The sequence below is a fragment of the Nocardia takedensis NBRC 100417 genome, from assembly GCF_000308695.1.
Lineage (GTDB): Bacteria > Actinomycetota > Actinomycetes > Mycobacteriales > Mycobacteriaceae > Nocardia > Nocardia takedensis.
Window position 1 is genome coordinate 69,228 of the sequence record NZ_BAGG01000124.1, and the last position, 17,195, is coordinate 86,422.

The following is a 17,195-nucleotide window of genomic DNA, read 5'->3' on the forward strand; positions in this document are numbered from 1 at the left end:
CCCGAAGGGCCGGTCGGATTCCGGGAATCCGACCGGCCCTCCGCACCCGAATCACAACATCGCCACGACTCCGATGGCGACCGCCCACACCAGAACCCCGACGAACAACGCCGGCAGCAACGAGCTGGTGAGCACGTAGACGCCGATCGTCGACACCGCGAACAGCAACGCGACGATCAGCCATTCCACCCAATCGCCGGGCCGCAGCTTCTTGTACCGGGGTGGGGCATTCTTCAACCCTCGGTCCACGTGATATCGGTTACCCCGTCTGGCCTGCGCTAAACCCGCGAACGGGCCGTCCGGGACACGGTGATTCAGCCCCGCGGACGGTCGAATTCGCCGTCGTTGACGCCCGCCGTGAACGCCGCCCACTCGCCCGGGGTGAACACCAGTACGTGCCCCTCGGGGTCCTTGCCGTCGCGCAGACCCACGTGACCGTCGGCGAGCAGCGCGACCTCCACGCTGTCGCGGCCGCCCGCGCTGCCCGCCTTCCGCCACACCGCCGCGCTGAGATCGATCTCGCCGCCGCCGTCGACACTCATGAGCCGATTCCTTTCCCCTACCGATTTGTCGCATGCGCGCTCCACGCGCCGGATACGCCCCGCACTCGGACGCTCCCCCGTCACGCCGCGTACTCCTTGGCCGCCCGCCGCAGCAACTGACGACTGCTCTGGGCGTCGAGCGCGTGGCCGAGCAGGCACTCGTGGGCACGATCGTACCGCCGCACGTCGGATCCCTTCTCCAGATACAGATCTCCGGTCAGTCCCGGCGCGTAGACCACCGTCGGCTCCACGGGTCGCCCTTTCGCGTCGACGCCGAAGTCCAGCACGGTGAACGATCCGACGGACGCGCCCAGCGGCGTTCCCGCCCCGAAAGCCAGTACCCGCAGCGAGATGTTGGCGCGGGTGCTCAGATCGGCCAGGTGCCGCAGTTGCCCCGCCATCACCCGCGCGCCGCCGACGACCCGCCGCAGCACCGATTCGTGCAGGATCACCTGGAGCGTGGCCGGGGCGGCGCGGCGGGTGATCAGCGCCTGGCGGTGTATCCGCGTCTGCACCCGGCGTTCGGTCCGCGCCTCCGAATCCTCGGGGTGTCGCGACTGATCGAGGGCTCGCGCGTACTCGGCGGTCTGCAACAGGCCGGGGACCACGTCGCCCTGGTAGGCCGTCAACGTCCGCGCGAACGCCTCGAGTCCCAGGTAGACGTCGAAGTCGGCGGGGACGAGCTCGCCGTGTTCGTGCCACCAACTCGCGGTGACCGGTTGGCGGGCCAGCCCTTTCAAGCCTTCGGCGAGGTCGTCGGGGATGCCGTAGATGCGGCACAGTTCGCCGATGTCGAGGGTGCGGATGCGGTCGGCTTGGCCCTTCTCCAGTCGTTGCAGGGTGCTCGCGCCCCACTCCATCAGGCGCGCGGACTCGGCGATGGTCAGTCCGGCCCGGGTGCGCCAGTCGCGCAGGTATCTGCCCAGTTGTCTGCGCGGCAACGTCGAGACGATCGTCTCGGCTCGCTGCGGACCCACCGGGATCTCGACCGGACTCGCTGACACGGCACGCTCCGTTCTGTTGCGCGAGCCGGCCCCGGGTGCTCACACGCACTCGGCACGGGGGCCGCACTCACGATGGACATTCCACGAAAGCTGTTCACGAACTGCACGGTCGGTTCATACTGGTGACGTCGCCGAAAACGGTCGGGCAGCACACATCCGACGACCTCGGCGCCCGTGGGCACACCGGGCCCCCTCATCCACTATGGAGAATCCTCCCCCTCGCAGCGGATCTCGTCCTGGGAATTCCTTCGAAATCCCGGCCAGATTTGCCAACAGCATGGCCGTGGGTTGTCTACGGTGGTGTGCTGGAAGTGTGCCCGGAGCCGAGCAGGGCGGTCCCCTCCCCGCTGCGAAACCTCCGGGCACACACAGTATTCGATGGCGACACCCCGCGGGGCCTGTCATGCGGCCCTCGGGAATCGCACGCAGGAACGAGGAGTCATGGCTGTAAGTGTCATAGCGTCGTCGTTGATGACCAGCGATCTGACCCCGCACCGGGCCCGCAGCGTCGGGCACGAGAGCTGGGTGGTCTCCTTCCTACCAGGGCGCACGCTCACGTGCGCGCAGGCGGTCGCGGCCCTGAAGGTTGCTGAAGTTGTGCCGGGGCTCCTCGACTCGGTCGGCGAACTCGCCGGAACGGTCGGGCTGACGGCACGCGAAGCAGTCGGACTGGCCATCCACCAGGCGCCCTGGGACGACAATCGGCGACACACCGGAGGGCGACGCCGAGGACGCGTCGGCGGGGACCATCGCGCGAGCGCCGACCGGGCGGGGGTGGCCTGATGCAACTCCCCTATCCGGGCTCCCGGGCCGCCACTCTGCTGAACTGCGCGGGCGACCCCGGCGTCCTCACCGACGAACAGGCGCACACCGCCATGCAACTGCACCTGGACTGCACCGTCGACCGCTGCCTGGTCCGCCGCCGGGCCCGCACCACCCTGGTCGAGGCGGGCAAATGCGTGCTCGACGGACGAGCACTGCAACCCTGATCCGCTCGCGAGGGGCCGCGATGTCGCGCGGCCCCGAGCCGGTCACCCGAGCCGGTCACCCGAGCCGGTCACCCGAGCCGGACGGTCGAGCCGGACGGTCGAGCCGGACGGTCGAGCCGGACGGTCGAGCCGGACGGTCGAGCCGGTCACTTGAGCCGGGCGGTCGAGCCGGTCACCCGAGCCGGATGCACGATGCCGGCTGCTCGCGGCCGAGTGCCCCGCCGGTTGCGCAAGACCCTCGACACCCGCTCGCCACGGGGACGCCGGTCGCTCGGAGCCGCCACCCGAGACCGGATCGTCAGTGCCAGGTGTGATCGGTGAGCGGTGTGCGCGGACCGAATTTCGGTCGGCGGGCGTGCCCGCTGATCTCCAACAACCGCACCACGCGGTAGCGGTGCGGGCGCAGCGGTTCGAGGTAGTCGACCATTTCCGCGTCGTCCAGCGGCCGACCGAGCAGCGTCCAGCCGATGACGGCCGCCAAATGGTAGTCGCCGACCGAGAGCGCGTCGGCGTCACCGTAGGCGCGCTGCGCGATCTCCGCGGCGGTCCAGACGCCGATGCCGGGCACCGTGCACAACAGGCGGGCGGCCTCGACCGGGTCGGCGGCCGCGGTGCGCTCCAGGGAATCGGCGAGCGCGGCGGCCCGCACGATGGTCCGCGACCGGTCCGGCCCGACGTTCGCGCGATGCCACCGCCAGGACGGAATCCGCCGCCATGTCTGCGCGTCCGGCGCGATCAGCAGCCCTTCGGGGGCGGGCCCCGGCGCGGGTGACCCGAACTCGCGCACCAGCGCGCGCCACGACGCGCGTGCCGAGACGGTGTGCACCTTCTGTTCCAGGACCGCGGGCACCAGCGCCTCGAAGACCAAGCCGGTGCGCAACATGCGCAGACCGGGGAAGCGGCGGTGCGCGTCGACCACCTTGGGATGGTCGGGCACGAAGCCGGACAGGTCTTCGTCCAGGCACAGCAGGCGCTCGAGTCCGTCCAGGAATTCGGCCGCGCCGGGACCCCAGGCGTGCGCGCGCACGGTGCGCGCGTCGACCTGATCCATGCGGTAGGTGACCGGACCGCTGCCCAGGCGCGAACCCCGCCAGTAGGCCCCGTCGGGGGTGCGGCGGCAGGTCGGGTCGGCGCTGCCGCGGCGCAGCGGGGCCAGTGTCGCGGCGAGATCGATCGGACGTGCGGCGCTCACCGTCCTGCTCGTGCCGCGTTCGATCGCGGCGGTGGATTCGCGCACCGGACCATTGTGCGCGACGCTACCGACGAGTCCGCGCCGACCTGGCCTTTTCCGCGTCGGCGCTGCGGCTGACCGGTCTCGATACGAATTCGACATGAGCGCGATTCGTGTCACGGTGTAACGGCCTCGAATAATCAGGCGATATTCGGTCGACGATTCTGTTGAATCAGCGAACTATTGGCAATCGCCACGACGGAGGAACCGCATGATCACCAATCTGCTCAACTGGTTACTGAACGCCTGGGGTGGGGTTTCCGCGGGCAGCTCGGGTTACCAGATTCCTCCCGGCACCCTCCCGTTCGGTAGCTGATCCGCGAACGCGCACCCGCGACCCCGACCGCGGGTGCGCGAACGCCTCCGGTCACCGCGTCGAATCATTGTCAGCGGTGAGGAATTCGACCAGATGGCGACCGCGCCGACCGCCCAACTGCTCGGCCTGGGTACGGCAGGAAAAGCCGTCCGCGAGCAGCACGGCATCCGAATCGGCATCCCGCAGCGCGGGCAGCAAGCCGTTCTCCGCGACCGCGACCGAAATGTCGTAGTGGCCGCGCTGCATTCCGAAGTTACCGGCCAATCCGCAACAGCCGGTGATTTCCCGCACTGTGACACCCATTGTGGTTAACAACTGGCGATCGGCTCTCACGCCCAGAACGGCGTGCTGATGGCAGTGCGGTTGCACCAGGACCGACACCCCGGGACGCGCCGGGGGAGACCACTCCGGTTCCGCGACCAGAAACTCCGCGAGCGTGCGCACCGCCGCCGCCGTGGCCGCCGCCCGCGGATCGTCCGGCAGCAGTTCCGGCAGATCGGCGCGCAACGCCGCCGTGCAGGACGGTTCCAGTCCGATCACCGGCGCTCCCGCGGCGACGTGGTCGGACAAAGCATCCACCGTCGCCCGCAACCGGGCGCGCGCGCCGTCGAGTTGGCCGGTGCTGATCCAGGTCAGCCCGCAGCACACCCGCCGCTTCGGCACCACCACCCGATAGCCCAGCGATTCCAGCAGTTCCACCGCCGCGACGCCGATCCCGGGATCGAAGGCGTCGGTGAAGGTGTCGATCCACAGCACCACCTCGCGCCCGCCCGACCGCGCCTCGCGCCCGCGCCACCACCGGCGGAAACTCCGGTCGGCCAACACCGGGATCGGGCGGCGCGCGTCCAGACCCGCCGCCCGCAGACCGAATCCACGCAACCGCGGCCTGCGCGCCACCGCGTTCACCAGGCGCGGCATCCGGGTGGCCGCCGCCAACCAGCGCGGCAACCACCCGAGGGTGTAGTGGTCCACGGGACGCGGACGACGCCGGTAGCGGCGGTACAGGGCCTCGGATTTGTAGGTGGCCATGTCCACGCCCGCCGGACAGTCCGAGCGGCACGCCTTGCACGACAGGCACAGATCCAGGGATTCCTCGACGGCGGGGGCCGACCAGTCCAGGTCACCGCGCACCACTTCCTGCAGGACTCGGGCGCGGCCGCGGGTGCTGTCCTTCTCGTCGGCGGTCGCCAGATACGACGGGCACATGAAACCACCTGCCGCCCGGCACTTCCCGACGCCGACGCAGCGATGCACCGCGGTGCCGAGGTCGCCGTCGTCCTCGGGAAAGGCATAGCCCAGCAGCGGAATTCGCGGTAGCCCCGCCACCCGGAGATCGGCGTCGACCGGACGCGGCCGGACCAGCACGCCCGGATTCAGGACGTCATCGGGATCGAACAGCGCCTTGAAACCCGCGAAGACCGCCAAGGCGGCGGGGGAATACATCACCGAGAGCAGTTCGGAGCGGGCGCGTCCGTCGCCGTGCTCGCCGGACAGCGAACCCCCGTGCCGCACCACCAGCTCCGCCGCGTCGAACAGGAAGGCACGGAACCGGTTCGGCGCGTCCGCGAGCGGCAAATCCAGTCGGACGTGGATGCAGCCGTCGCCGATATGGCCGTAGAGCAGCCCCTGAACGCCGTGCTCGGCGGTCAGGTCGGCGAAATCGCGCAGGTAGTCGCCGAGGTTCTCCGGCGGCACCGCGGCGTCCTCCCACCCGGGCCAGGCCGGACGGCCGTCGGCGGTGCGTCCCGCGAGTCCCGCGCCGTCGGCGCGGATCCGCCACAGCGCGGCCGTGGCGGCGGGATCGGTGACGATGCGGTGATCCAACGCGCCCGCCGCCCGGCTCAACGCCCTTGCCACCGAGAGGGCTTCGGCCTCGGTCGCGCCCGCGGTCTCCACGAACAGCCATCCGCCGCCGCGCGGCAACTCGGGCACCCTGCCACGCCGCGCGCGCACGGTGTCCACCAGACCCGCGTCGATTCCCTCGACGGCGGTCGGGGCGCAGGCCATCACCGCCGCGACGTCGTCGGCGGCGTCGGCCATCGACGGATAGCCCAGCACGGTGAGTACCGTCGCGCCCGGCAGGTCGACCAGGTCGACGGTGGCTTCCAGGAGCAACCCGCACGTTCCCTCGGTGCCCACGAAGGCCCGCGCGGCCGAGGAACCGCGTTCGGGCAGCAGGTGTTCCAGTCCGTAGCCGCTGGCCTGTCGGTCGAAGCGGCCCGGATCGGTGCGCAGCACGGCGAGATTCGCCGCCGTGAACTCGGCGAGTCCGGGAACGACGGTGAGATCGTCCGCGAGCGTGCGTGATTCGCCACGACCGTCCAGTACCCGCAGCGCGACGGTGTTGTCGGAGGTCCGCCCCCACGCGACGGCGTGCGGCCCGCAGGCGTTGTTGCCGATCATGCCGCCCATCGTGCAGCGATCCTGGGTGGACGGGTCCGGCCCGAAACGCAGGCCGTGCGGGCGCAGGATGCCTTGCAGCGAGGACAGCACCACCCCCGGCTGCACCCGGGCGACACGACGTTCGGGATCGACCGCGCGGACTCGGTTCATGTACCTGCTGAAATCCAGGACGACGCCCGGGCCGATCGCGTTGCCCGCGACGGAGGTGCCCGCGCCGCGCGCGGTGACGCTCAACCCGTTCTCCCGGGCGAAGGACAGCGTCGCGGCGACGTCCTGGTCCGCGCGCGGGAAGACCACCGCCGCGGGCGGAACGCGGTAGTTCGACGCGTCCGAGGAGTATTCGGCACGCCTGCGGGCCGAGGCGTCCACCTCGCCGTCGACGCGGTCGCGCAAGGCCCGCACCATGTCCTCGTTCACGGTGCCAGCCTAAACGCGCTGGTCGGGCCGGGCCGATTTCGCCGAGAGCGGACGGCGGAAGGACTTGCCCTCAACTTATGTTGAGGTCTTACTGTCGGTGGCCTGGGGTTGGATCGCGGGGGAGCGGAAGGACCGGACGTGAGTATCGAATCAGTCGCCTGGAATCAGATGTACCGCCAGGCCAACGCGCCGCGCGAGCGGCGGCCCTTCAGCGCCGCCACCGCGCGGCGCATCCTCGGCTTCGCGCGCCCGCACCGGCGCCGGATCGCCGCGTTCCTCGGGTTCAGCGTGATCTCCGCGCTGCTGGCCGTGGCCACCCCGGTGCTGGCGGGACGGGTCGTCGACGCCATCGTCGGCGGATCGGCGCCTTCGCTGGTGGTCACGCTGGCCGTGCTCATCGCCGCCCTCGCCGTACTCGACGCCGGATTCGGCCTGGTCATCCGGTGGATGTCGGCCCGCATCGGCGAAGGGCTCATCCTCGACCTGCGCACCGCCGTGTTCGACCACGTGCAGAAGATGCCGATCGCCTTCTTCTCGCGCACCCGCACCGGCGCGCTCGTCAGCAGGTTGAACAACGACGTCATCGGCGCGCAACGAGCCTTCAGCGACACCTTGTCCGGTGTCGTCGCCAACCTCGTCACCCTCGTGCTCACCGTCGTGGTGATGATGACCATCTCCTGGCAGATCACCCTGCTGGCCCTGCTCCTGCTGCCCGCCTTCGTGATTCCCGCCCGCCGGATGGGCCGCCGCCTCGCCGACATCCAGCGCGAGGCCGCCGAACTGAACGCCTCGATGAGCACCCAGATGACCGAGCGTTTCTCCGCGCCCGGCGCCACCCTGGTCAAACTGTTCGGCAGGCCCGCCGTCGAATCCGAGGAATTCGCGGTGCGGGCGCGGCGGGTCCGCGACATCGGCGTGCGCACCGCCATGTTGCAGACCTGGTTCGTCACCGCGCTCACCCTGGTCTCCGCGCTCGCCGTCGCCCTGGTCTACGGTCTCGGCGGCTGGTACGCGCTGCGCGGCCAACTCGACGCGGGCGCGGTCGTGGCCCTGTCACTGCTGCTGACCAGGCTCTACGCCCCGCTCACCGCGCTGGCCTCGGCGCGCATGGAGATCATGTCCGCGCTGGTCAGCTTCGAGCGGGTCTTCGAGGTGCTCGACCTGACACCGCTGATCCGCGAGGTGCCCGACGCCGTCGACGTGCCCGCCGGGCCGGTCTCGGTCGAACTGGAACAGGTGAGCTTCGGCTATCCCGCCGCCGACAAGGTGTCGCTGGCCTCGCTCGAGGAGGTCGCCACGCTCGACACCCGCGGCGGCGAGGAAGTCCTGCACCGCGTGTCGCTGCGCGCCGAACCGGGGCAGCTCATCGCGCTCGTCGGCTCCTCCGGCGCGGGCAAATCGACCGTGGCCCAACTGGTCTCACGACTCTACGACGTCGACTCCGGCGCGATCCTGCTCAACGGGACCGACGTGCGGCACCTGCGCACCGATTCGCTGCGCGCCACCGTCGGCCTGGTCACCCAGGACGGTCACCTGTTCCACGACACCATCCGCGCCAACCTGCTGCTCGCCCGCCCCGAAGCCACCGAGGACGACCTGTGGGCGGCGCTGCGCCGCGCCCGCCTCGGCGATCTGGTGGCGGCGCTGCCCGACGGTCTGGAGACGGTCGTCGGCGAACGCGGCTACCGGCTCTCCGGCGGTGAACGTCAACGGCTGACGATCGCGCGCCTGCTGCTCGAACAGCCGAGGGTGGTCATCCTGGACGAGGCGACGGCTTCCCTGGACTCCACCTCGGAGGCGGCCGTCCAGGAAGCCCTCACCGAAGCCCTCGAAGGCCGCACCGCCCTGGTGATCGCCCACCGCCTGTCCACCATCCGCGCCGCCGACCAGATCCTGGTCATGGAGCACGGCCACATCGTCGAACGCGGCACCCACCCCGAACTCCTCGCCGCCGACGGCCGCTACGCCGAGCTCTACCGCACCCAATTCGCTGACACCCCGCAACCCGCGGTCGCCGGGACGGTTCATCCGTCGTAGTGACCGCCCACCTGCACGATCACCAACTCGGTGTCGATGACGTAGTAGATCAGCCGATGCTCCTGGGAGATCCGGCGCGACCAGTGACCGGCGAGTTGGTGACGCAGCGGTTCGGGTTTGCCGACCCCGGCGAAGGGGTCGGCAACGGCCGCTTCGATGAGTTTGTTCACGGCCTTGAGCACCGTGCGGTCACGGGCGAGCCACTCCGAGTAGCTCCGCCACCCGCGCGCGGTGAACGTCAACTTCCGATCGGGCACGGGTCAGCGCCCGGCGTGGTCGGCGGGTGCGTCCGGTTCCCAGTGCACGAAAACACCTTCGAGCCAGCGCACATCGGGACGACCGGCACGTTTGGACAGCACCAGGGCGGCGGTGTCGGACTCGCCCGACGCCCCGGCAGGCGGGGCGACGGTGTGCACCTGCCACCCCGAGCTGTCGGTGTCGGCGGCGATCAGCGCACGCAGATGGTCGGCGGCCTCCGCCACGATCGAGTCGCTGCGCCTCCGGTCGGTCGAAGTCGCGACCGGCACTTCGCCCGGAGCCACGTCCTCGTCCGGGTCGAGCAGGGTGTGCGCCTCGGTGCGCCCCTCCCGCGCGTCCTCCGCCGAGGCGAGCAGCGCGGCTCCGCCGTGCGTCTGGAGGACGTACATCGTCTCCATCAGCGAGTTCCAGTCGGATTCGGCCACCAGCACGGCGTTCTCGCCGGACTTCGTCACCACCGTCACCGGATCGTGGTCCTCGTTGACCCTTCTCACCAGCCCGAACAGGTCTTGGCGGACGTTCGAGATCGGCAGAGACGTCACGGCGCGCTCCTCGGGTTGTCGTACGACATATCGTACAGGTCACCCGTACGAGATGTCGTACGACTTCCGCGCGCGAATCCGCGGTCAGAATTCGCCGGCTACGCCGAAGACGGTGCGGCCGGAGTGGGAGCCGGAGTGCAGGGAGCGCAGGACGTGTTCGGCTTCGGTGACGGGGGCGAGGTTCTCCAAGGCGGTGAGGTGGGTGGGGCGCAGTTCGTGGGCGAGGCGTGTCCACAGGGCGCGGCGCTTGTCGATGGGCAGGGCGACGGAGTCGATGCCGATCAGGGAGACGCCGCGCAGGATGAACGGGAGCACGGTGGTGGGCAGGCCGGGACCGCCGGTCAGGCCGCTCGCGGCGACGGTGCCGCCGTAGCTGATCGCGCTCAGGATGTGCGCGAGCGAGGCGCCGCCGACACTGTCCACCGCGCCCGCCCAGCGGGCCTTGGACAGTGGCCGCGGTTTGGCGTCCGGGTCCTCGGGGAGTCGGCCGATCACTTCGTTCGCGCCGATCTCGGCGAGCCGGTCGGCCGCGTCGGATTTGCCGGTGGAGGCGATGACCTCGAAGCCGAGCCCGGACAGGATGTCGATCGCGACGCCGCCGACGCCGCCGGTCGCGCCGGTGACCAGGATCGGCCCGGTCTCGGGCGTGAGTTCCCGGTCCAGCAGGGCTTGCACGCTCAGCGCGGCGGTGAACCCGGCGGTGCCGATGATCGCGGCGTCCCTGGTGCTCAACCCGTCCAGCTTGACGACCCAGTCGGCGGGCACGCGCGCGTATTCGGCGAACCCGCCGTGGTGGGCGACGCCGATGTCGTAGCCGTGCGCGACGACCAGGTCACCGGGCGCGAAATCGTCGTCCTCGGAGGTGACGACCTCGCCGGTGAGATCGATGCCGGGCACGATCGGATAGCCGCGGACCACCCCGCCCCCGGGAGTGATGGCCAGCGCGTCCTTGTAGTTCGCGCTCGAGTAGTGCACTTTGATCGTCACCGTGCCGGGGCCGAGGAAATCCTCGGAGACCCGCTGCTTGGTCAGAACGATCCCGCTGTCCGATTCGTGTGCCACCATCGCCCAGAAATCCATGGGGTCGAGCATACGAGCGCCGGGGCGGGAGGACGGCGATCCTCGTGCGGACGCACAACGGTCGCACCGTCCGGTCGCGCCCGGGTCTCATTCGGGAGCGAGTTCGAGTCGCACACCGAGCAGTCGCACCGGACGGTCCAGCTCGAACCGGTCGACCACGCTCAGCGCCGTCTCCACGATCGTCGCGACGTCGGCGGTCGGTTCCGGCAGTTTCCGCTGTTTGCTGCGGGTGTAGAAGGTGTTGGTGCGCACCGTGACCGCGACCCGCACGCTGATCCGACCGGCGGCCGCCATCTCTTCCGCGACCTCGCGGGCCAGCCGCGCCACCTGGGCGTCGATGTCGGCGCGTTCGGTGAGATCGCGCGGGAAGGTCTCCGATCGGCTGCGCCCCACCGGCGTGCGCGGTTCGGTGGTGACCTCGGTATCGCCTTTGCCGTGGCCGAGCACCCACAGGTAAGGGCCGGTGTTCGGCCCGAATTCGGCCGCCAGGACCGCCCGGTCGGCCGCCATCAGATCACCGACGGTTTCGATGCCGAGCCCGGCCATCCGCGCCGCGATCCGGCCGCCCACACCCCACAGCGCGCTGGTCGGCCGGTGCGCCATCACTTCCGTCCAGTTCGCCGCCGTCAATCGGAACATGCCCGCGCGGGCCGCGTCGGCGTCGGCGGGCGCGGCGGAGGTCTTGCTCGCGGTCTTGGCGAAACCCGTGGCGAGTTTGGCGGTGAGTTTGTTGTCGCCGATGCCGATCGCGCAGGTCAGTTCCAGTTCCGCGACGGCGGCGCGGATCTGGGCGGCCAACCGCTCGGGGTCGTCGGTGTCGGCGACGAGGAACGCCTCGTCCCAGCCCCACACCTCGACCCGGCCGGGGAAGGTGCGCAACAGCGCCATCACCTCCTCGGAGGCTTCCTCGTAGGCGGCCATGTCCAGCGGCAGGAACACCCCTTCCGGACAGCGACGCAGGGCCGAACGCAACGCCATTCCCGCCCGCACCCCGAACGCCCGCGCCGGATAGGACGCGCAGGTCACGACCTTGCGGGGTTCGGCGGGATCACCGTTGCCGCCGACGATCACCGGCAGGCCGCGCAACTCCGGATGACGCCGGAATTCGACCGCGGCCTGGAACTGGTCGAGGTCGACATGCAGCAGCCACCGGGCCGGTGAGCCGGTCTGGTCATCGGTCGACATCGAAAGCCACCTCCGCAACCACGTGTCGTGCTGCGCGAACGGTCGCGACCATCGTAAGGATGGACGGTGACAGACGACCCCGAGTGCCACGCGGAGGAGTTGAGGACTGTGACGATGATCGAATCTCCCGGGAACCCGCGCATCGGCGACGCCGATCGCGACCTCGCGGCGCGACACCTGCGCGCGGCCGTCGCGCACGGCGAGCTGGATCTGGTCGAACTCGACCGGCGGTTGGTGTCGGTGTACGCGGCGCGCACGTCGGGGGAGTTGATCGCCGCGACCGGCGACCTGGCGGTGACGGCGGCGCGTATCGAACCGCTGCGCGTCCGCGTCGAGGACGGCACGCGGACGCAGACGGGCGAGTGGGTGGTGCCCGCGCGGATCACGGCGGAATGCGCCTCGGGCAGTGTCGTGTTCGACTTCACCCGGGCGCTGTGCCCGCACCGGGAAGTGGAGGTGGCGGTGTCCGTGGGTTCGGGCGATCTCACGCTGATCGTGCCGCGCGGTTGGCACGTCGACCTGGACCGGGTGGAGATCAGCAGCGGCTCGGTGCGCAGTCGCGTGGTGGAACCGAGGTTGACGGGGATGCCTTCGCTGCGGGTGCGCGGTCAGGTCGGTTCGGGCGTGGTGACGGCGCGGTATCCGGACCCGCCGCGGCGGCGTTCGCTGTTCGGGTGGCTTTCGCGCAAGTCCCGCTAGCCCTTGCGTCCCGCGCAGAACAGAATAATATTCTGGTTGTGAAGATTCGAGATCGGTTGCTGCTGGCCGCGGAGCGGCAGTTCGCCGAACGGGGAGCCCTCGACGCCACCCTCACCCAGATCCGGGACGCGGCGGGCGCGAGCGTCGGCGCGCTCTACCATCACTTTCCCGATAAAGCCGACCTCTACCGCCAGGTGTGGTGCCACGCGCTGGCCGACTACCAGGCGCACTTCTGGGTGATGGTCGGCCAGAGCACCGACGCGCGCGAAGGGATCACCGCCGGGGTGCGCGAACACCTGCGCTGGGTCGGGGAGAACCAGCATCGCGCCACGATCCTGCTGTCCGCCCGGCCGCCGGGCGTACGCGAGAGCGACAGCAACCGCGAATTCATCACCGACGTCTGGAACTGGTGGCGCACCCACGCCGCCTACGGCGCGGTCCGCGACCTGCCCTTCGACCTCGTCTACGCGCTGTGGCTGGGCCCCGCGCAGGAATTCAGCAGGCAGTGGCTCGCCGGTGACATGCGTACCGCTCCCACCGCGATCGCCCGTGAACTCGCCGACGCCGCCTGGCTCACCCTGCGCGCGTCCGAGGGCCCCGCCGCGCGCGTCGACAGCACCCGTCCCCGCAAGGCCAGCTTGACCGGAGGCGTCCGATGACCACCGCGCTCGACATCGAATCCGCCCGCCAAGTCCTGGCCGCCCAACCTTTCGCGAACCTGGTCGGCACCGAGATCACCGCGTTCGGCAACGGCCGCGCCACGCTGGTCATCCCGATCCGCGACGAACTCGGCCAGCAGTTCGGGTTCGTGCACGGCGGCGTGCTGTCCTACGCCGCCGACAACGCGCTCACCTTCGCCGCGGGCACCATCCTCGGCCCCACCGTGCTGACCGGCGGATTCACCGTCACCTACCTGCGGCCCGCCGCCGGAGAACGGTTGGTCGCCGAAGCGGTGGTCACCGGGTGGACGCGCAGTCAGGCCGTGGTCAATTGCGAGATCTACGCCGACAACGGCGACGGTGACCCGGTGCTGTGCGCGGTCGCGCAAGGGACGGCGCGCATCGCGGTGCACGCGCACGCGTCCTAGCCTCGGCCCTCGTCCGCCGCCCGGTGCGCGGGCGCGTCGAGCAGGGTGTCCAGATAGCCGCGCGACCAGTCGCACATGCCGTGCACCGTGGTGAGCAGGTGCGCACCGGCCTCGGTCACCGTGTAGTCGACCCGCGGATTCGCGGTCCGGTGATCGTGCCGCGCGATCAACCCGTGCCGTTCCAGATCCCGCAGCGTGTGGGTGAGGATGCGGTGGCTGATCGGCGCGAGCGCGCGGTGCAGAGCGCGGAAACGGCCGGTGCCCGCGGCGATCTCCTCCAACAGGCGCAGCCCCCACTTGGACGACACCACCGCGAAGACCCGCACCGCGATCTCCCGGGCGTGCCGTTCGCGCAGCGCCGCCCGCGCATCGGTCACGTCCACCCGCTCACCTTCTTGTGCGTACTGCCGAGGTCGGTCACTCCACCGTAGCGTCGCCGCCATGACGATCCTGAAGACCTACGCCCGACTGTTCGTCACCGACCTCGCCGCCGCGCTGCCCACCTACGAGCGCCTGGTCGACGCGCCGGCTGACCTGCGTTTCGGCTTCGAACGCGCCGAACTGGCGGCGGTCGGGGACTTCCTGCTCATCGCCTGCCCGCCCGAGGACGTCGACAGGTACCGCGGGACGGTCGGTCCGGTCATCGTGGACGACCTGGACGGACTCGTCGACGGGCTCACCGCTGAGGGAGCGACCGTCGTCGGCGAGCCGCTGACCAGCGCCACCGGCCGCGTCGTCTACCTGCGCCATCCGGACGACGCGGTGATCGAATACGTCGAATGGTCGCCGGAGGTGCGGACACGCGTCCTCGGCTGACGAAACGGGCCGGGCACGGAAACCCGTGCCCGGCCCGGACGATCACGCCGACGCCGCCAACGTCCGACGATCCATCGACGCCTCCGCCACCGGTTCGATGGCGTAGGCCAGGATCTCGGCCACATCGGCCACCGGACGCACATCCAGCGCCGCCAACACCTCGGCGGGCACCTCGTCCAGATCCGGCTCGTTGCGGGCCGGGATGAACACCGTCTTCAACCCGGCGCGCTGCGCGGCCAACAACTTCTGCTTGACCCCGCCGATCGGCAGCACCCGACCGTTCAGCGTGACCTCACCGGTCATGCCGACATCGGCGCGCACCTGCCGGTCCAGCGCCAACGACACCAGCGCCGTCACCATCGTGACGCCCGCCGACGGTCCGTCCTTGGGCACCGCGCCCGCCGGGAAGTGGATGTGGATGTCACGGTCCAGCACCGACGGTTCGATGCCGATCTCCTCCAGATGCGACCGCACGTAGGTCAACGCGATCTGCGCCGACTCCTTCATGACGTCACCCAACTGCCCGGTCAACGTCAAGGACCGCTTGCCCTCCGCGGCGTTGGCCTCGATGTAGAGGACGTCGCCGCCCGCGCCGGTGACCGCCAGACCGGTCGCCACGCCGGGCACCGAGGTCCGCTCCACCGAATCGGGGGTGAAACGCGGTCTGCCCAGGTATTCGGTGAGATCACCCAGACCGATCGTCAACGACGGTTCGTAGCCGAGATCGCCCTCGTGACCGAGGTCGGTCGCGGACAGTTTCGTCGCCGCCTTGCGCAGCGCCTTCGCGATCAACCGTTCCATCTGCCGCACACCCGCCTCCCGGGTGTAGTTCGCGGCGACCTCGCGCAGCGCCTCCTCGGTGATCGACACCTCCTCGGCGGTCAGCGCGTTGCGCTCCAACTGCCGCGGCACCAGGAAGTCACGGGCGATCGCGACCTTGTCCGCCTCGGTGTAGCCGTCGACGGTGATCAACTCCATCCGGTCCAACAGCGGACCGGGGATGGTCTCCATGACGTTCGCCGTCGCGATGAACAACACATCCGACAGGTCCAGATCCAGGTCCAGGTAGTGGTCGCGGAACGTGTGGTTCTGCGCGGGATCCAACACCTCGAGCAGCGCCGCCGCCGGATCACCGCGGAAATCGGAACCGACCTTGTCGATCTCGTCGAGCAGGACCACCGGGTTCATCGACCCGGCCTCCTTCATCGCCCGCACGATCCGACCCGGCAGCGCACCCACGTAGGTCCGGCGGTGACCGCGGATCTCCGCCTCGTCACGCACGCCGCCCAACGCGACCCGCACGAACTTGCGCCCGAGCGCCCGCGCCACCGACTCACCCAGCGAGGTCTTGCCGACACCGGGCGGACCGACCAGCACCAGCACCGCGCCCGAACCGCGGCCACCCACGACCTCGAGTCCGCGCCGCGCGCGCCGCGCCCGCACCGCCAGGTACTCGACCATGCGGTCCTTCACCTCGTCCAGACCGTGGTGATCGGCGTCCAACACCGACCGCGCGGCCGACACGTCGGTGCTGTCGGTGGTGCGCACCGTCCACGGCAATTCCAGGACGGTGTCCAGCCACGTGCGGATCCAGCCCGTCTCCGGGCTCTGATCGCTGGCCCGCTCCAACCGGCCCACCTCGCGCAACGCCGCCGCGCGGATGTCCTCGGGCAGGTCGGCGTTCTCCACGCGGGCGCGGTAGTCGTCGGCGCCGTCGGGCTCGTCCTCACCCAACTCCTTGCGGATCGCGTTGAGCTGCTGGCGCAGCAGGAACTCGCGCTGACCGCGCTCCAACCCCTCGCGCACGTCGTCGCTGATCTTCTCGGTGACCTCCGCCTCGGCGATGTGCGCCTTGGTCCACTCGATCAGCGTGGTCAACCGGCGCGTCGTATCCGGCGTCTCCAGCAGTTCCCGCTTCTGCTCGGGGGTCAGGTAGGAGGCGTAGCCCGCGGTGTCGGCGATCGCCGACGGATCCGTCAGCTGATTGACCGCGTCGATGACCTGCCAGGCTTCCCGCCGTTGCAGCACCGACACGACCAGTTTCTTGTACTCGGCGGCGAGTTCCCTGGTCCGGCCGTCGGCCTCCGGGGCGTCGACCGGTTCGGCCTCCACCCACAGCGCCGCACCCGGCCCGGTGACCCCGTGCCCGATCCGTGCCCGCCGTTCCGCCTTCAACACGGCCGCGGGCGCGCCGCCGCGCATTCGACCGACCTGTTCGATGGTGGCGACGACGCCATAACTCGCATACCCCTCCGACAACCGGGGCGCGAGCAGAACCGCTTCGGTTCCCGCGGCCCGCGCGGCGTCGATGGCGGCCTGTGCGGATTCGTCCAGTTCGATGGGCACGACCATGCCCGGCAGCACGATCGGATCGGTCAGGAACAGCACCGGCAGATTCTGAGCTGTACTCACGTGTTCGACCCTTCCAAAAGTTGAGCAACACCCACTCAACCCCCACCCCACCCCCTTTGTTCCCCCCACCCCCCGACTTCGCTCACAGCGAAGGAGACATCCGAAAAATTGGCCACGCCCTGTAAGACAAATGTAAGATGCGCAAGTGGTATACGACATACCCGAATGGGCGCTGGA

The 17,195-nt window shown here is 70.2% G+C and carries 18 protein-coding genes; 7 read left to right on the plus strand and 11 right to left on the minus strand.

What is annotated here, in order from left to right:
• Window positions 1–51: 51 nt before the first annotated feature.
• From ON30_RS27235 to ON30_RS27245, 3 genes are all read right to left on the minus strand, one after another.
• The gene (locus tag ON30_RS27235) at window positions 52–237 is read right to left on the minus strand and encodes a hypothetical protein (RefSeq protein WP_245554242.1); all 186 of its coding nucleotides are present in this window, start codon (window positions 235–237) and stop codon (window positions 52–54) included.
• Window positions 238–314: 77 nt separating this feature from the next.
• Entirely contained in the window at window positions 315–542 is a 228-nt protein-coding gene (locus tag ON30_RS27240) for a DUF397 domain-containing protein (protein ID WP_051030038.1), read from the minus strand.
• A gap of 80 nt (window positions 543–622) precedes the next feature.
• Window positions 623–1,546, minus strand: a complete 924-nt coding sequence (locus ON30_RS27245) for a helix-turn-helix domain-containing protein (RefSeq protein WP_245554243.1) — start codon at window positions 1,544–1,546, stop codon at window positions 623–625.
• Window positions 1,547–2,017: 471 nt separating this feature from the next.
• On the opposite strand from ON30_RS27245, the gene ON30_RS27250 reads away from it, so the two are divergent.
• Together ON30_RS27250 and ON30_RS27255 are read left to right on the plus strand one after the other, a co-directional pair.
• Window positions 2,018–2,329 (plus strand): hypothetical protein, encoded by a 312-nt coding sequence (locus ON30_RS27250; protein WP_306307397.1) that lies wholly within the window; start codon window positions 2,018–2,020, stop codon window positions 2,327–2,329.
• Window positions 2,329–2,535 (plus strand): hypothetical protein, encoded by a 207-nt coding sequence (locus ON30_RS27255; protein WP_040711571.1) that lies wholly within the window; start codon window positions 2,329–2,331, stop codon window positions 2,533–2,535. The genes ON30_RS27250 and ON30_RS27255 overlap by 1 nt, the downstream gene beginning before the upstream one ends.
• A gap of 298 nt (window positions 2,536–2,833) precedes the next feature.
• Here the strand turns inward: ON30_RS27255 and ON30_RS27260 are convergent, their stop codons facing one another.
• Together ON30_RS27260 and ON30_RS27265 are read right to left on the minus strand one after the other, a co-directional pair.
• Window positions 2,834–3,772, minus strand: a complete 939-nt coding sequence (locus ON30_RS27260; RefSeq protein ID WP_040711574.1) for a DNA-3-methyladenine glycosylase family protein — start codon at window positions 3,770–3,772, stop codon at window positions 2,834–2,836.
• Window positions 3,773–4,133: 361 nt separating this feature from the next.
• A complete protein-coding gene (locus ON30_RS27265) occupies window positions 4,134–6,890 on the minus strand; it encodes an FAD-binding and (Fe-S)-binding domain-containing protein (RefSeq protein WP_040711707.1) in 2,757 nt (918 codons plus the stop codon).
• A gap of 150 nt (window positions 6,891–7,040) precedes the next feature.
• On the opposite strand from ON30_RS27265, the gene ON30_RS27270 reads away from it, so the two are divergent.
• Complete coding sequence (locus tag ON30_RS27270; protein WP_040711577.1) at window positions 7,041–8,939, plus strand: ABC transporter ATP-binding protein; 1,899 nt, start codon at window positions 7,041–7,043, stop codon at window positions 8,937–8,939.
• Here ON30_RS27270 and ON30_RS27275 read toward each other — a convergent pair.
• The 4 genes from ON30_RS27275 to ON30_RS27290 form a co-directional block, all read right to left on the minus strand.
• Window positions 8,927–9,196 carry a Txe/YoeB family addiction module toxin gene (locus tag ON30_RS27275; protein WP_040711579.1) on the minus strand — a complete coding sequence of 90 codons (270 nt, stop codon included), beginning with the start codon at window positions 9,194–9,196 and terminating at the stop codon, window positions 8,927–8,929. The genes ON30_RS27270 and ON30_RS27275 overlap by 13 nt on opposite strands.
• 3 nt (window positions 9,197–9,199) lie before the next feature.
• Window positions 9,200–9,739 (minus strand): type II toxin-antitoxin system Phd/YefM family antitoxin, encoded by a 540-nt coding sequence (locus ON30_RS36420; RefSeq protein WP_051030040.1) that lies wholly within the window; start codon window positions 9,737–9,739, stop codon window positions 9,200–9,202.
• Window positions 9,740–9,823: 84 nt separating this feature from the next.
• The gene (locus ON30_RS27285) at window positions 9,824–10,819 is read right to left on the minus strand and encodes an acrylyl-CoA reductase family protein (RefSeq protein WP_051030041.1); all 996 of its coding nucleotides are present in this window, start codon (window positions 10,817–10,819) and stop codon (window positions 9,824–9,826) included.
• Window positions 10,820–10,906: 87 nt separating this feature from the next.
• Window positions 10,907–12,004, minus strand: coding sequence for a DNA polymerase IV (locus ON30_RS27290; protein WP_040711583.1), 1,098 nt, complete (start codon window positions 12,002–12,004; stop codon window positions 10,907–10,909).
• Between the two features lie 114 nt (window positions 12,005–12,118).
• Here ON30_RS27290 and ON30_RS36425 point away from each other — a divergent pair, with 114 nt between their 5' ends.
• The 3 genes from ON30_RS36425 to ON30_RS27305 are packed head-to-tail and all read left to right on the plus strand — an operon-like array spanning window position 12,119 to window position 13,790.
• Window positions 12,119–12,703, plus strand: a complete 585-nt coding sequence (locus tag ON30_RS36425; RefSeq protein ID WP_051030042.1) for a DUF1707 SHOCT-like domain-containing protein — start codon at window positions 12,119–12,121, stop codon at window positions 12,701–12,703.
• Between the two features lie 38 nt (window positions 12,704–12,741).
• A complete protein-coding gene (locus ON30_RS27300; RefSeq protein ID WP_083911703.1) occupies window positions 12,742–13,362 on the plus strand; it encodes a TetR/AcrR family transcriptional regulator in 621 nt (206 codons plus the stop codon).
• A complete protein-coding gene (locus ON30_RS27305; RefSeq protein WP_040711585.1) occupies window positions 13,359–13,790 on the plus strand; it encodes a PaaI family thioesterase in 432 nt (143 codons plus the stop codon). Before ON30_RS27300 ends, ON30_RS27305 begins: the two co-directional genes overlap by 4 nt.
• On the opposite strand, the gene ON30_RS27310 is transcribed toward ON30_RS27305, so the two are convergent.
• Window positions 13,787–14,173 (minus strand): winged helix-turn-helix transcriptional regulator, encoded by a 387-nt coding sequence (locus tag ON30_RS27310; protein WP_063719952.1) that lies wholly within the window; start codon window positions 14,171–14,173, stop codon window positions 13,787–13,789. The genes ON30_RS27305 and ON30_RS27310 overlap by 4 nt on opposite strands.
• A 58-nt stretch (window positions 14,174–14,231) precedes the next feature.
• On the opposite strand from ON30_RS27310, the gene ON30_RS27315 reads away from it, so the two are divergent.
• Entirely contained in the window at window positions 14,232–14,606 is a 375-nt protein-coding gene (locus tag ON30_RS27315; RefSeq protein WP_040711587.1) for a VOC family protein, read from the plus strand.
• A gap of 42 nt (window positions 14,607–14,648) precedes the next feature.
• Here the strand turns inward: ON30_RS27315 and lon are convergent, their stop codons facing one another.
• Window positions 14,649–16,958 (minus strand): endopeptidase La, encoded by a 2,310-nt coding sequence (gene lon / locus ON30_RS27320; protein ID WP_051030055.1) that lies wholly within the window; start codon window positions 16,956–16,958, stop codon window positions 14,649–14,651.
• Between the last annotated feature and the right edge of the window lie 237 nt (window positions 16,959–17,195).